Origin of the sequence: Mycolicibacter icosiumassiliensis, assembly GCF_900078685.2 — a bacterium.
GTDB lineage: Bacteria > Actinomycetota > Actinomycetes > Mycobacteriales > Mycobacteriaceae > Mycobacterium > Mycobacterium icosiumassiliensis.
Map to the genome: position 1 here is coordinate 87604 of NZ_LT546170.1, position 13435 is coordinate 101038.

11 protein-coding genes and 1 pseudogene are annotated in these 13435 nt (G+C 65.7%); 9 read left to right on the top strand and 3 right to left on the bottom strand.

Features of this window, described 5'->3' with window-relative positions; translation table 11 throughout:
• Positions 1–5: 5 nt before the first annotated feature.
• Positions 6–716 (top strand): serine hydrolase, encoded by a 711-nt coding sequence (locus tag BN4346_RS43020; RefSeq protein WP_067976395.1) that lies wholly within the window; start codon positions 6–8, stop codon positions 714–716.
• A gap of 43 nt (positions 717–759) precedes the next feature.
• Positions 760–2313, top strand: coding sequence for a succinic semialdehyde dehydrogenase (locus BN4346_RS43025; protein WP_067976218.1), 1554 nt, complete (start codon positions 760–762; stop codon positions 2311–2313).
• A gap of 3 nt (positions 2314–2316) precedes the next feature.
• Here the strand turns inward: BN4346_RS43025 and BN4346_RS43030 are convergent, their stop codons facing one another.
• On the bottom strand, positions 2317–3732 hold the full coding sequence (locus tag BN4346_RS43030; RefSeq protein ID WP_067976221.1) for a WS/DGAT/MGAT family O-acyltransferase: 1416 nt from the start codon (positions 3730–3732) through the stop codon (positions 2317–2319).
• A gap of 64 nt (positions 3733–3796) precedes the next feature.
• A complete protein-coding gene (locus BN4346_RS43035; protein ID WP_067976223.1) occupies positions 3797–5449 on the bottom strand; it encodes an acyl-CoA synthetase in 1653 nt (550 codons plus the stop codon).
• A gap of 69 nt (positions 5450–5518) precedes the next feature.
• Between BN4346_RS43035 and BN4346_RS43040 the strand changes: the two genes are divergently transcribed.
• The 3 genes from BN4346_RS43040 to BN4346_RS43050 all read left to right on the top strand — a co-directional run bounded on the left by BN4346_RS43040 (position 5519) and on the right by BN4346_RS43050 (position 8261).
• Positions 5519–6319, top strand: coding sequence for a crotonase/enoyl-CoA hydratase family protein (locus tag BN4346_RS43040; RefSeq protein ID WP_067976225.1), 801 nt, complete (start codon positions 5519–5521; stop codon positions 6317–6319).
• A complete protein-coding gene (locus BN4346_RS43045) occupies positions 6319–7305 on the top strand; it encodes an NAD-dependent epimerase/dehydratase family protein (RefSeq protein WP_067976232.1) in 987 nt (328 codons plus the stop codon). The genes BN4346_RS43040 and BN4346_RS43045 overlap by 1 nt, the downstream gene beginning before the upstream one ends.
• 80 nt (positions 7306–7385) lie before the next feature.
• Complete coding sequence (locus tag BN4346_RS43050) at positions 7386–8261, top strand: hypothetical protein (protein WP_067976233.1); 876 nt, start codon at positions 7386–7388, stop codon at positions 8259–8261.
• Positions 8262–8281: 20 nt separating this feature from the next.
• On the opposite strand, the gene BN4346_RS43055 is transcribed toward BN4346_RS43050, so the two are convergent.
• Positions 8282–9511, bottom strand: a complete 1230-nt coding sequence (locus BN4346_RS43055; protein WP_067976235.1) for a cytochrome P450 — start codon at positions 9509–9511, stop codon at positions 8282–8284.
• A 28-nt stretch (positions 9512–9539) separates the two neighbouring features.
• Between BN4346_RS43055 and BN4346_RS43060 the strand changes: the two genes are divergently transcribed.
• The 4 genes and pseudogenes from BN4346_RS43060 to BN4346_RS43075 all read left to right on the top strand — a co-directional run bounded on the left by BN4346_RS43060 (position 9540) and on the right by BN4346_RS43075 (position 12928).
• On the top strand, positions 9540–10265 hold the full coding sequence (locus BN4346_RS43060; RefSeq protein WP_096867731.1) for an acetoacetate decarboxylase family protein: 726 nt from the start codon (positions 9540–9542) through the stop codon (positions 10263–10265).
• Between the two features lie 168 nt (positions 10266–10433).
• Positions 10434–10699 (top strand): annotated as a pseudogene (locus tag BN4346_RS43065) (DUF2563 family protein).
• Complete coding sequence (locus BN4346_RS43070) at positions 10681–12513, top strand: putative alpha/beta hydrolase (protein ID WP_067976236.1); 1833 nt, start codon at positions 10681–10683, stop codon at positions 12511–12513. Before BN4346_RS43065 ends, BN4346_RS43070 begins: the two are co-directional and overlap by 19 nt.
• Before the next feature lies 1 nt (position 12514).
• Positions 12515–12928 carry a hypothetical protein gene (locus BN4346_RS43075; protein ID WP_078058812.1) on the top strand — a complete coding sequence of 138 codons (414 nt, stop codon included), beginning with the start codon at positions 12515–12517 and terminating at the stop codon, positions 12926–12928.
• The last annotated feature ends 507 nt before the right edge of the window (positions 12929–13435 follow it).

The window sequence follows — 13435 nt, forward strand, 5'->3', positions numbered from 1 at the left end:
TGGCCCTGGCCTCCCCCGCCTCCGCAGCGCCGTTACAGACCAGCTTCGCGCAGCTGGCCAACACCATCCCGGCCAACATCGGCATCGCCTACGCCCCGGCCGGCCAGAACGGCGCCGGCACGCTGGGCACCTTGCAGACCGGAGTGGCGTGGTCATCGATCAAAGTGCCGCTGGCGATCGCGGCGCTGCACGCCAACGTCCCGAACGCCCAAGATCTGGCGGCCCGTGCCGTCACCGCCTCCGACAATGACGCCGCCGAGAAGTTGTGGTCCGAACTGGGGCAGGTGCAGGCCGTCCTGCGGGCCGGCGGCGATGCCGGTACGGCGGTGGAATCCCGACGGCTGCGGCCTGAATTCAGCGCGTTCGGTCAGACCCAGTGGCCGCTGGCCCGCCAGGCCGTGTTCGCCGCCCACCTGCCCTGCATGGCAGTTGCCTCACCCGTTGTCAGCCTGATGCGCAACACCGTGCCCGACCAGCGCTGGGGACTGGCAAGCCTGAATGTCCCCAGCAAGGCGGGATGGGGTCCGGGCCAGGGTGGGGGCTACCTGGTGCGCCAGTTCGGCGTGGTGCACGCACCGGCCGGCGATCTCGGGGTGGCACTGGCCGCCGAGCCCAAGGATGGCAGCTTCAGTTCCGGGATTGCGGCACTCAACCAGATGACCCAGTGGCTCAGTGCCCATGCCGCCGAGCTACCGGGTGGCCGCTGCGCGGGGTAGTTTGGCGGCTAACCACGTGTTACCCGCGAGTAGGAGATCACCCATGCCCGCCCCATCCGTCGCAGACTTCGACCGGCTCCGCCAACTGTCCGCCATCGACGACATCGATGCCCGGCAGTCGAAGACCATCGACGAGGTCTTCACCGGTAAGCCGCTGACCACCATCCCGGTCGGCAACGCCGAGGACGTGACCGCGGCATTCGCCAAGGCCCGCGCGGCGCAGCGCAGCTGGGCGGCGCGCAGCGTCAAGGAGCGCAGCGCGATCATCGAACGCTACCGCGACCTGGTGATCGCCAACCGGGACTTCCTGATGGACGTCTGCCAGGCCGAGACGGGCAAGGCGCGTTCGGCGGCCCAGGAGGAGATCCTCGACATCATGCTCAACGCGCGCTACTACGCGCGCCAGGCCACCAAGCTGCTGGCCTCCAAGCGGGTACCGGGGCTGTTGCCCGGCATCGTCAAGACCGTGATCAACCACCACCCCAAGGGCGTGGTGGGCGTGATCGCGCCGTGGAACTACCCGATGACGCTGTCGCTCTCCGATGCCATCCCCGCACTGCTGGCGGGTAACGCGGTGGTGGTCAAGCCGGACAGCCAGACCCCGTACTGCACGCTGGCCAACGCCGAACTGCTGTATCAGGCCGGTCTGCCGCGCGACTTGTTCGCGGTGGTGCCCGGCCCGGGATCGGTGGTCGGCACCGCGATCGTGCAGCAGTGCGACTACCTGATGTTCACCGGCTCCAGCGCCACCGGCCGCACCCTGGCCGAGCAATGCGGCTCCCGGCTGATCGGCTTCTCCGCCGAACTGGGCGGCAAGAACCCGATGATCGTCACCAAGGGCGCCAACCTGTCCGAAGTCGCCAAGGCCGCCACCCGCGCCTGCTTCTCCAACGCCGGGCAGTTGTGCATCTCGATCGAGCGGATCTACGTCGAGCGCGACATCGCCGACGAGTTCGCCGCCAAGTTCGCCGAGCAGGTGCGCGCCATGAAGCTCTCGGCCGCCTACGACTTCACCGCCGACATGGGCAGCTTGATCTCCGAAGACCAGATCAAGACCATCTCCAACCACGTCGATGACGCAAAGGCCAAGGGCGCCAAGGTGATCGCCGGCGGAAATGCCCGCCCGGACATCGGGCCGCTGTTCTACGAGCCGACGGTGCTGACCGACGTCACCGACGAGATGGAGTGCGGGCGCAACGAGACGTTCGGCCCGGTGGTCTCCATCTACCCCGTTGACAACATCGAAGAGGCCATCGCCAAGGCCAACGACACCGAATACGGTTTGAACGCCAGCGTGTGGGCCGCCAGCAAGTCCCAGGGTGAGGCGATCGCCGCGCGGATCAAGTCCGGCACAGTCAATGTCGACGAGGGTTACGCGCTGGCCTTCGGCAGCGTCGCCGCCCCGATGGGTGGCATGAAGGCCTCCGGCGTGGGCCGTCGCCATGGCGCCGACGGGATTCTCAAGTACACCGAGTCACAGACGGTTTCCACCGCTCGGGTTCTGAATCTGGACCCGCCGCTGGGGATCTCCGGCCCGGTGTGGCAGAAGCTGCTGACCCCGATGATCCGCGCGGTGCAGGCGCTGCCCGGCCGGTAGCGCTCAGCGCCGGCCGGTCCGGTTCTTCCCCCGGTCGATATCGCGCTCCAACTCGGCCAACGCCGGCTCGATCGCGTCGGCCATCTTGTGAATGTCCTCGGCGACCTCCGGTGTGGTCACGAACCCGAAGTCGAGGTGGTCACGGTAGGAGAAGCAGGTGATATTCAGCGCCACGTCCATGACCGGCGGGCCGAGCGGCACCAGTGACTCCAGTTCCGCCCCGGCCATGTAGATCGGAATCGGCGGGCCCGGCACGTTGGAGACGACAAGGTTGATCGGGGCCAGCCGATTCGACAGCCCGGTCGCGGTGTAGGCACGGGCGGCGAGCTGCAGCAGGCCGGGCGGGGTGGTGTCGGTCAGTCCCATGATCTGGTGCGCCGACAGCGCCTTGGCCATCTGCTTAGCGCTCTGGGTGCTGGCGTGAATCGTCTTGAGCCGCTGAGCTGCTCCCTCGATGTCGGTCGCCATCGACACCGTCATCGAGCTGACCTTGTTGCCGACCTCGCCCTGGCTCTCGTCGGTCCGGGTCGACACCGGGATCTGGGCGACGAGCGGCTTGTCCGGCAGCTCCCCCCGCTCGCCCAGGTACTCGCGAACCGCGCCGGCGACCATAGCGAGTACGACGTCGTTGAGCTTCACCCCGTAGGCGTCCTTGACGGCCTTAATCCGGGCCAGCTCGACGCGCGCGGCGCTGATCCGCCGGTGCGGCGACACGCTGGCGTTGAACCGGGTTACCGGGGCGTCGAAGTAGCGCGGTGGTTTGCGCGGCAGTCCCAGTCCCACAGTGGCGATCTGCTGGCGAACGGTCTGCTGCAGGAGTCGGCCGATGCGGTACGGCGTCTTCACCGCGACGTTGACCAATTCCTCGACGATCCGGCGCTCGTAGCTGGGCATCGTCGCCCCGTTCGATGACGCGATCGCCTCCGGTAGTGGTGGCCGCGGCTCGGGCGTGATGTCCAGCATGATCTCGAACAGTCCTGCGCCAGAGACGCCGTCGACGATCGCGTGATGCATCTTGGTCAGCGTCGCGACCCGGCCGCCGTTGACACCTTCGATGACCCACATCTCCCACAACGGGCGGGAGCGGTCCAGCTTGTAGGACATCAGCCGGCCCACGAGCTCTTCGACCTCGCGCCGCCCGCCCGGGGAGGGAACACCGATGCGCCGCAGGTGGAAGTCGATGTCGAGATGCTCGTCCTCGACGAACCACGGTCGGTCCAGCCCCATTGGGGATGGGCTGACCCGCCAGCGCAGCTGCGGCAGTTGCGGTAATCGCTCGATCAGGAGCTGGCGAACTCGCTCGAAGCTGTAGTTCGGCGCATTGGTGGTGTCGCAGATCGCCAACCCACCGATGTGCATGTGCCAGCCCGCCGTTTCGGCGGACCAGAACGCCGCGTCGACGCCCGAAAGTCGCTGCATCGAAAGAGACTAGCCCGGACACCGGTTCGCTGGGAGCGGCTCACCGGCAAAAGATCCGGCGAATCTAGCTCTCGGCCGCAACATGCTTGGCGTGCACCTCATCGGCGGGGCGAGCCTCGGTCTGCTCCTTGGCCCAGCGGTAGTCGGGTTTGCCGGCCGGGGAACGCTTGACCTCGTCGACGAACCACAGGCTGCGGGGCACCTTGTAGCCGGCGATCTCGGTACGAGCGCAGGCGTTGATCTCGTCCAGCGAAGGCCGGGCGTCGCCGCGCGCCTGCACCACCGCGGCCACGTGCTGGCCGTAGCGCGCGTCGGGCACGCCGACCACCAGCGCGTCGAAGACGTCGGGGTGGGTCTTGAGGGCGGCCTCGACCTCCTCGGGGTAGATCTTCTCCCCACCGGAGTTGATCGACACCGAGCCGCGGCCCAGCATCGTGACGCTGCCGTCGGCCTCAACCTGCGCGAAGTCGCCGGGGATCGCGTAACGCACGCCGTTGATGGTGCGGAACGTCTCGGCGGTCTTCTTCTCGTCCTTGTAGTAGCCGACCGGGATGTGGCCGCGCTTGGCGATGATGCCCCGCACGCCCGAGCCGGGCTGGACCTCGTTGCCGTCCTCGTCGAGCACCACCGTGGTCTTGTCGATGGTGACCCGCGGCCCGCCGGTGTGCTCCTCGCCCTTGGCGACGATGCTGGTGCCGCCGAACCCGGTCTCACTCGACCCGATGGAGTCGGTGATGATCCGGTTGGGCAGCAGCTCCAGCAGCTTCTCCTTGATGCTCGGGCTGAACAGCGCCGCGGTGGAGGCCAGCAGGAACAGCGACGACAGGTCGTACTCGTTTCCAGCGTCCTGATGAGCCAACAGTGCATCCAGCAGCGGGCGCGCCATCGCGTCACCGGTGAAGAACAGCAGGTTGACCTTGTGGTCGTGGATCGTGCGCCACACCGCGTCGGCGTCGAATTCCGGTGCCAGCACGACGGTCTGGCCGCTGAACAGCGACATCCAGGTCGCCGACTGGGTGGCGCCGTGGATCATCGGCGGGATCGGGTGGCGGACCATCGGCGGGTTGGCGACAGCCAGCTTGGCCAGGTCGTACTCGTCGGCGATCGGTTCGCCGGTGGCGAAGTCGGTACCGCCGAACAGCACCCGGTAGATGTCCTCGTGACGCCACATCACGCCCTTGGGGAACCCGGTGGTGCCGCCGGTGTAGAGCAGGTAGATGTCGTCGGCGCTGCGCGGCCCGAAGTCCCGCTCGGGCGAGCTCTGCGCCAGGGCGGCCTCGAATTCCACTCCGCCGTAGCGCTGGTAGTCCAGATCGCTGCCGTCCTCGACCACCAGGATGGTCTTCACGTGCGGGGTGTCGGGCAGCACGTTGGCCACTCGGTCGGCGTACTGACGCTCGTGCACCACCGCAACCATGTCCGAGTTGTCGAACAGATAGCGCAGTTCGCCCTCGACGTAGCGGAAGTTGACGTTCACCAGGATGGCGCCGGCCTTGATGATGCCGAGCATCGCCACGACGATCTCGTTGCGATTGCGGCAGTACAGGCCGACCTTGTCGTCCTTCTTGACGCCCTGACTGATCAGGTAATGAGCCAGCCGGTTGGCCTTCTCCTCCAGCTGCCCGTAGGTCAGCTGATCAGGCCCACAGATCAGGGCAACCCGATCCGGTACGGCGTCGATGGCGTGTTCGGCTAAGTCGGCGATGTTGAGAGCCACAACACACAAACTAGAACGTGTTACATTTCGATTTCAAGTCGAGATTCCAACCCGGAAAGGCGGACGCCGGTGAGCGAGTCGTCAGAACAGCCCCACGCCCTCGTTGAGCAGCGCGGACACACGCTGATCGTCACCTTGAACCGGCCAGAGGCTCGCAACGCACTTTCCGGCGAAATGCTGGCGATCATGGTCGAGGCCTGGGACCGGGTGGACAACGACGACGAGATCCGCTCGTGCATCCTGACCGGTGCCGGTGGTTATTTCTGCGCGGGCATGGACCTCAAGGCCGCCAACAAGAAGGCACCCGGCGACTCCTTCAAGGACGGCAGCTACGACCCGTCACGTATCGACGGCCTGCTCAAGGGTCGCCGGCTCACCAAGCCGTTGATCGCCGCGGTGGAAGGCCCGGCCATCGCCGGCGGCACCGAGATCCTGCAGGGCACCGACATCCGCATCGCCGGCCAAAGCGCCAAGTTCGGGATCTCCGAGGCCAAGTGGAGCCTGTACCCGATGGGCGGCTCTGCGGTGCGCCTGGTGCGCCAGATTCCCTACACCATGGCCTGTGACCTGCTGTTCACCGGCCGGCACATCACCGCCACCGAGGCGCTGGAGATGGGCCTGATCGGCCATGTGGTGGCCGATGGCCAGGCTCTGACCAAGGCCCTGGAGATCGCCGAGCAGATCAACAACAACGGGCCGCTGGCGGTGCAGGCGATGCTGCGCACCATCCACGAGACCGAGGGCCTGCACGAGAACGACGCCTTCAAGATCGACACCAAGATCGGCATCAAGGTGTTCCTGAGCGAGGACGCCAAGGAAGGCCCACGGGCGTTCGCCGAGAAGCGCAAGCCGGAGTTCAAGAATCGCTGATGCGGGTCGCAGTCACCGGCGGCACCGGCTACCTCGGCGCCCACACGGTCAAGACACTGCTGGAAGCCGGGCATTCGGTTCGGCTGCTGGTCGCTCCGGGCTGCGGTGACGAGCCCGTCATCCCCCGGTTGCGTGAGCTGGGCGCACTGGAGGTGCTCGACGGCGACATCCGCGACACCGCGGTGGTGGCTGCGCTGTTGGACGGCTGCGACTCAGTGCTGCACGCCGCCGGGGTGGTCGGCACCAACGATCGCCAGGAAAAGTTGATGTGGGACATCAACGCCTACGCCACCGAAGCGATCGTGACCCGGGCCGTGGCCGCCGGCCTGGACCCAGTGGTGTCGGTCAGTTCCTACAGTGCGCTGTTCCCGCCGCCGAACGGGATCATCGGCCCGGACTCGCCCACGGTGCCGGGGCGCGGGGCGTACGCGCGCACCAAGGCCTACGGCGAGCGGGTGGCCCGCCGGCTGCAGGACGAGGGCGCTCCGGTGGTGGTCACCTATCCCTCCAGCGTGGTCGGCCCGGCGTTTCACACCGCGCCAGGCGTCACCGAACGAGGCTGGGCGCCGATCGTGAAGTATCGGGTGGCTCCAGTGGTGCGCGGCGGCATGGCGATGGTCGACGTCCGGGACATCGGCCGGGTGCACGAGGCGCTGATGCGGCCCGGCCGCGGCCCGCACCGCTATCTGTGCGGCGGAATCATGGTCAGCTTCGACGAGATGATCGCGGCGGTGGAGCAGGGGCTGGGCGCCCCGGTGCGCCGAATCCGTATCGCCCCCAGCGTTTTCAAGGGCATCGGCCGGGTCAGCGACCTGGCCAGCAAGCTGCTGCCGCTGCCGGAGTCACTGAGCTACGAGGCGGCCTGGCTGCTGACTTCGGCGACTCCGACCGACGACTCGGCCACCCTCGCCGATCTGGGCCTGGAGTGGCGGTCCCCGACTGCCGCTATTGTCGAGTCTTTGCGGGTCCCCGCGCCGAACGTGTAACCACTGCGAATCTGCGGCGCGATTTTCGCAACCAGCGCACGTTCGGCGTAGGTGTCGGTGCCCATTGGCAGACTCCCGGCATGGAAGCGCCCTTCATCGGCAGCGAAGCCGTCGCCAATGGGCGGCTGACGCCGTATGCGTTGCGCAGTCGCTTCGTTGCCGTGCACCCGGACGTCTACGTAGCGAAGGGAACCCGGCCAACCGCGGTGCTGCGGGCCAAGGCCGCGTGGCTGTGGTCCAGGCGGCGCGGAGTCGTCGCCGGCCAGTCCGCCGCCGCCCTACACGGCGCGAAATGGGTGGACGATCGCGCACCCGCCGAGTTGCTCTACGAGTGTCGCCGCCCTCCCCGCGGCGTGCGGACCTGGTCGGACCGGGTCGCGGACGACGAAGTTCAGCTGATCGCAGGCATGCGGGTCACCACGCCCGCGCGCACCGCATTAGACCTTGCCTGCCGCTACCCGACCGGGAAGGCCGTGGCGACCATCGACTCGCTGGCTCGTGCAACTCGCCTCAAGATCACCGATGTCGAGTCGCTTGCCGAGCGTTATCCAGGTCGTCGCGGTATCCGCCAAGCCCGCATCGCGCTGCCCCTCGTCGACGCCGGCGCCGAGTCGCCGCGAGAATCTCGGCTACGGTTGTTGTTGATCCGCGCCGGGTTCCCACCGCCACAGACCCAGATTCCGGTCTACGACGAGTACGGCCTACTCGTCGCGGTGCTCGACATGGGTTGGGAGGGCATCAAAGTCGGACTCGACTACGAGGGCGATCACCATCGCACGAGCACACGGCAATTCAACAAGGACATCCGGCGCCACGAGACGGTCACCGGTCTTGGCTGGATCGACCTGCGGATCACCCGCGAAGACACCGAAGCCGGCATCATCAGCCGAGTAGCGGACGCCCGGGCTCGCCGAACGTGTACTGAGACCGGGAATCCGGCGATTCTTTCGGGCTGATTACACGCTCGGCGAGACGACTACGCGAGCACCGGAGCCGTCGGGGTGAACACCACCGGCATCGACTCGAGGCCACTGACGAAGTTCGCCGGGCGCAGCGGCAACACGTCATCGGTGGCCAGCCGCAGATCGGGCAGCCGTTGCAGAATCCGCTGCGTCATCAGCCGCAATTCCAACCGGGCCAGCTGGTTGCCCAGACAGAAATGCGTGCCGAAGCCAAATGCCACGTGACTGTTGGGGTCTCGGGTGACGTCGAAGTGTTCCGGCTCTGCGAACACCGACTCGTCGAAGTTGGCCGACTCGAACAGCAGCAGCATCTTCTCGCCCTCGCGCAGCGCCGTGCCGTGGAACTCGGTGTCGCGGGTCAGGGTGCGGCACATGTTCTTCACCGGCGAGGTCCACCGCAACATCTCCTCGATCGCCACCGGCAACCGATCGGGTTCACGCTGCAACAACTCCCACTGATCGCGGTGGCGAAGCAGCTGCGCGGTGCCGCCGGACAAGGTGTGCCGGGTGGTCTCGTCACCGCCGATCAGGATCAACAGCGTCTCGAAGATGATCTCGTCGTCGGTCATCTGTGCGCCGTCCACTTCGGCGTTGACCAGCACCGAGAACAGGTCATCGGTGGGCTCGGCCCGACGCTTCGTGATGATGTCCCTGGTGAATTCGGTCCAGCCGGCGAACGCCGCCATGACCGCCTGAGCCGTCGCCGATTCCGGGTCCAGGTGTGAGCTCAGCCCAGCTACCAGGTCGTCGGACCACCTCAGCAGCATCGATCGTTCTTCGGGCAGTACCCCGAGCATGTCACCGATCACCGCCATCGGCAGCGGGGCGGCGATGTCGCGGACGAAATCGCATTCGCCGCGTTCGCAGACCGCATCGATGAGGGTGTCGCACAACGTCTCGATGGACGGCAACTGGGCATGCACCCGCTTGCGGGTGAAGCCGGCGTTGACCAGTTTGCGACGCACCAGGTGCTCCGGGTCGTCCATGTCGATCATGTACGGGAAGCCCGGTTGGTCGGGACGAATGCCGCCGGCGTTGGAGAAGATCTCGGGTGTTCGCTCGGCCTCGATCACCGCCTGGTAGGTCGACGCCGCGGCCAGCCCGTTGCGGTCCCGGAACACCGGCTCGTTGGCCCGCATCCAGCCGTAGGCGGCACGGGCTCCCCCGTCGGCATAGAACGTGCCGTCGGTCAGATCGACGTCCGGCTTGGTTGCCGGCTTGGCATCGGCCATTACCTCGGTCATCGGCTTCCTCCGGATTACAGTGGGAGTCATGGCTCTTTCACAGCACACCATCGCTGGCACTGTGCTTACCATGCCCGTCCGCATCCGTCATGCGGATGTGCATTCCGCAATGTTTTCGGTGCCCGCGGACGCCGCGCAGGCGATGATCGACTACAGCGGCCTGCAGGTCTTCCAGCAGCAGCCGGGACGCGCCGTGGTCAATTTGATGCTGGCCCGCTATATCGACGGTGACCTCGGCCGCTACCTGGAATTCGGCACCGCGGTGATGGTCAACCCGCCGGGCAGTGCGGCGCGCGGGTGGCGTGCCCTGGGCTCCGCCGGCGCGTTCATCCACCACCTACCAGTCGACCAGGAGTTCACCCTGGAAGCCGGACGGACCATCTGGGGGTTCCCGAAGATCATGGCGGACTTCACCGTTCGCGACGGCAGGCAGTTGGGTTTCGACGTTGCCGCGGACGGCCAGCACATCGCCACTATGGAATTCGGTCGCGGGTTGCCGGTTCCGGGACTGCTCACCTCCCGGCCGCGGGTGCTGCAGGCATTCAGTCACCTCGACGGCGTTACCCGCCAAGTACCTTGGGAGATGCGGATTTCGAAGGTGCGCGGGTCGCTGGGTGGTACCACGCTGCGGCTGGGCACCCACCCGTACGCCCGCGAGCTGGCCGCGCTGGGCCTGCCCAAGCGGCCGATGATGTCGTCCACCGTGGGCCACGTTGAGATGACCTTCGGCGACGCGCAGGTGATCGGGAGCTAACGCAGCTTGCCTTTGCTGCGAGCACCGGTGTCGTCGCAGATGACACGCCGGGGCTAATCCGCGAACCTCGGCCATTCTCCTCGGTGAATTGACGCCCGCACGACCGGCTGTCAACGTGTGATTCACAGCTGACGCAATAGAGGAGTCACGATGTTCGTCGACCCGGCAATGCTGAAGGACGGGGCAATCCATTCCGACAGCGCTGCGGACCACGCCCAGGCGGGCGCGGCGTCGTTGGATCAGACTGCTGTGGCGGCGGGAATCTTCGGCACTTTTGGTCCCGCCATAGCGACCACGTCACAACCCTCAACGATCAACGGCGGGTCTTGGCCGAGGTCGCGGACAAGGCACACCACGCCCGGCGGGCATTTATCGGTGTGGATCAGCACAACGCGGCCAAACTTCGTGCAGTGCGGTGCAACTCCGCTACATAAGCCTGCCGCTGCTCATCGATGCCGCGGGCGGCGACCCGTGGCAGGTCAACAACACCCTGCGAAGCGGTAACCCGGCCGCTGTCGACGAGCTCGCGCAGGCCTTCCATAACGCCGGCGCGTGTACCGCCGCGTCCAGCGCGGCGTTCGCCCAAGCCCGCCAACGCTTCCAAGCGGCCTGGAACCGGGAGAACGGCGAGCACCCGATCAACGACTCAGTGGAAGTGCAACGCGCGACCGACACCTTGCACCTGCAGCAAACCCAGCTCACCGCGATCGGCACCGATCTGGAAATGATCGCCGCCGCGCTGGCCGAGGCCCAGAAGTCGGCGGCCGCGAAGATCAACGCGCTGGAGATCCAGCTTCAAGACATCGACAACCGCATCGGCATGTACCAGCAGGCACACCTGGATACCGCCGAGTTGGAACAGGTCGCGATCGACGATGCCGCCGGCATCTTGCATCAGATCGAAAAGCTCCGCGACGACTACGCCGGAATACTTCAGGTTTCGACAACCAAGCTGCTCTCCCACGGCTACGACCGGGCACCGCTGGGTGGCCCCCTCCGTCCCGCTCCGAGCGCGCCGGGCGAGCAGTCCGCGTTCGAGGAGCTGTTGCGTGCCAACGATCAGGCGGTGCTCGATGCAATGGCGCGGGTGCGGGCCGCCCAAAAAGCCCTCGACGACGCCACGGCCAAGGCTTACCAGCAGGGCGCCGGCAGCGACGCAGCCCAAGAGGCGATGACGCGGCTGCCGGCATTGAAGAAGAAACTCGCCGATGCCCTCGATGACCTGGGCAAGATCCCCGACTACTCGACCATTGACCCCGCCTCGGTGCACCTGGGTCCCGACGGCTCCGTGTCATTCGCCTACACCCTCGAGGGCCAAAAGATGGCCGTAACCGGCACTCTCAAGAACGGCACCGGCGAGATCTATGACCAGGGCACCGCCAGCGGCAGTGGCGCCTACTTCACCTATCAGGACGGCAAGCTGGTCGCCTCCCGGTTTCTCGACCCGGGCCGCGTCACCCCCGATGACGCGCTGCTGCAGAACGTCATCTTCACCGCGGTGGGCGCCGGGCCCGCCGTCACCGCCGGCAAGGCCGGCGTCGAAGCCGGCTGGCAAGGCATGCGGTCCCTGTTCGCCCACGAAGCCCTCGAGACCAGCGGCGGTACCGCTGCCGGCCTGAGCGCCGACAATGTGCTGCCGCGCGCGATCACTCAGGCCGAAATCCGCGCGCAGGCCGCCGCCGACGATCTCGCTATCCACCACCCCGGCGTGCACGCCCCGGTCACCACCAGTGGCGATCACATTCCGCCCGCCGCGACCGCCGAACACAGCCCACCGCCCATCCACGAACACCCGCTGCCGGACGCCGGTCCGCACCTTCCTCGTCCACTTCCGTCCGAACCGATGTCATCGTGGCCGGCGTTCACATTAGAAAACCCGCTCGATCACATGAGCCCGGAGCTTCGGATCTTGTCCGAACAGCACCTCACCGACAGCGGCGAAACCGTCCTCGGACCGTTTCAGCCCACAAGCGGCCCGTCCTACATTGACGTCGCGCGGGCACACGGCGCCAGCTACTTCGACATCGGGCAGCAAGCATGGAACGCAGCGACCGAAACGGAACGACTCGCCGCAAACCAGCACGTACTTGATGTCGCGATCGCCAATCGCGATAGAATTACGTTGTCAGTCCCATTTCGCATGATCCGGCAAGACAGCTACACTGGCGCCGAGATCAGGTATCTCGAATCCCAAGGATATGTGCGCAGCGGTAATACTTTGATTCCACCAGGCCTAGGGAGCGGGTAAAATGACGCGGTTGCTCGAATTATTCCTAAAGCATCTTCAAGTGCTGTATCTGGATCCAAAATACCGAATCACCAACTCCATGACCACCGGCTCTCCTGCCGAGAATGCGTCGTTACGGATGACTGGCGATACAACCAGCTGGCAAATAATTAATGATAGAGGACAGATCTACGTAGCGGTTGCCCCAACCCGCCTGGATACCGCAGAAAATTGGTTTAGACTCACGACGATTCGACAATATCTGGACGGCGCGGAAGAGCGCAGCACGCTACTCACTGATGAGCTTGCAACTTGGCTGAGCCACAATATGGACCGAGTGGAAGCACTGTTCGTTGATGCACGCGTAGAAACTTCTTGCAAAGTCCTAATTGGTTTGGAAGAAATGAAGGCCACGGAGCTGTTCGGACCGCCCTAAAGGAAAACGAATGACCGACTTTGCGCGCCTCACGGCAACGTGGATTGAATGGGCACCAAGGGCAGCCCTCGCTGACGTGGCAGTGTCGGCAACCTGCGACGATTGTGAGTTCTTGTTTCACGTCCGATGGCTATTGGGTGCATGTGTACCAGGACGGCCGCTGGTAGTTGATCGATACCGTTAATGACCGCCGACAGCGGTCACCCGGAGTAGCCAAGTTTTCGACGTTTGACCTCGCGGAGGAGTACCTGATATCGCGTTGGATATCCACGGCGTGCCCCAGGCTTGCCTCCGGAGCACTGGGCGCCGGGGTGTACAAGATGGGGTTCAGCAGTGAGGTCACGGTAGCGCCGACCGAAAACCAATGGAAAACAGAGATCAAATCGCCTGCCGGGAGTGCGATTCTAGGACAGCCTTACAGCACCATCTTCAGTCATGTGCTGTCGAAATCTGTTGCCGAGATCGAACAGATGGGCAGAGCAGAGCTTCTGCGATAAAGGCGACCGC

Bases quoted from the DNA above. Each gene is read 5' to 3' on its own strand.
- BN4346_RS43025 (WP_067976218.1), top strand. From the start codon at position 760: ATGCCCGCCCCATCCGTCGCAGACTTCGACCGGCTCCGCCAACTGTCC.
- BN4346_RS43030 (WP_067976221.1), bottom strand. From the start codon at position 3,732: ATGCAGCGACTTTCGGGCGTCGACGCGGCGTTCTGGTCCGCCGAAACG.
- BN4346_RS43045 (WP_067976232.1), top strand. From the start codon at position 6,319: ATGCGGGTCGCAGTCACCGGCGGCACCGGCTACCTCGGCGCCCACACG.
- BN4346_RS43050 (WP_067976233.1), top strand. From the start codon at position 7,386: ATGGAAGCGCCCTTCATCGGCAGCGAAGCCGTCGCCAATGGGCGGCTG.
- BN4346_RS43055 (WP_067976235.1), bottom strand. From the start codon at position 9,511: ATGACCGAGGTAATGGCCGATGCCAAGCCGGCAACCAAGCCGGACGTC.
- BN4346_RS43060 (WP_096867731.1), top strand. From the start codon at position 9,540: ATGGCTCTTTCACAGCACACCATCGCTGGCACTGTGCTTACCATGCCC.
- BN4346_RS43075 (WP_078058812.1), top strand. From the start codon at position 12,515: ATGACGCGGTTGCTCGAATTATTCCTAAAGCATCTTCAAGTGCTGTAT.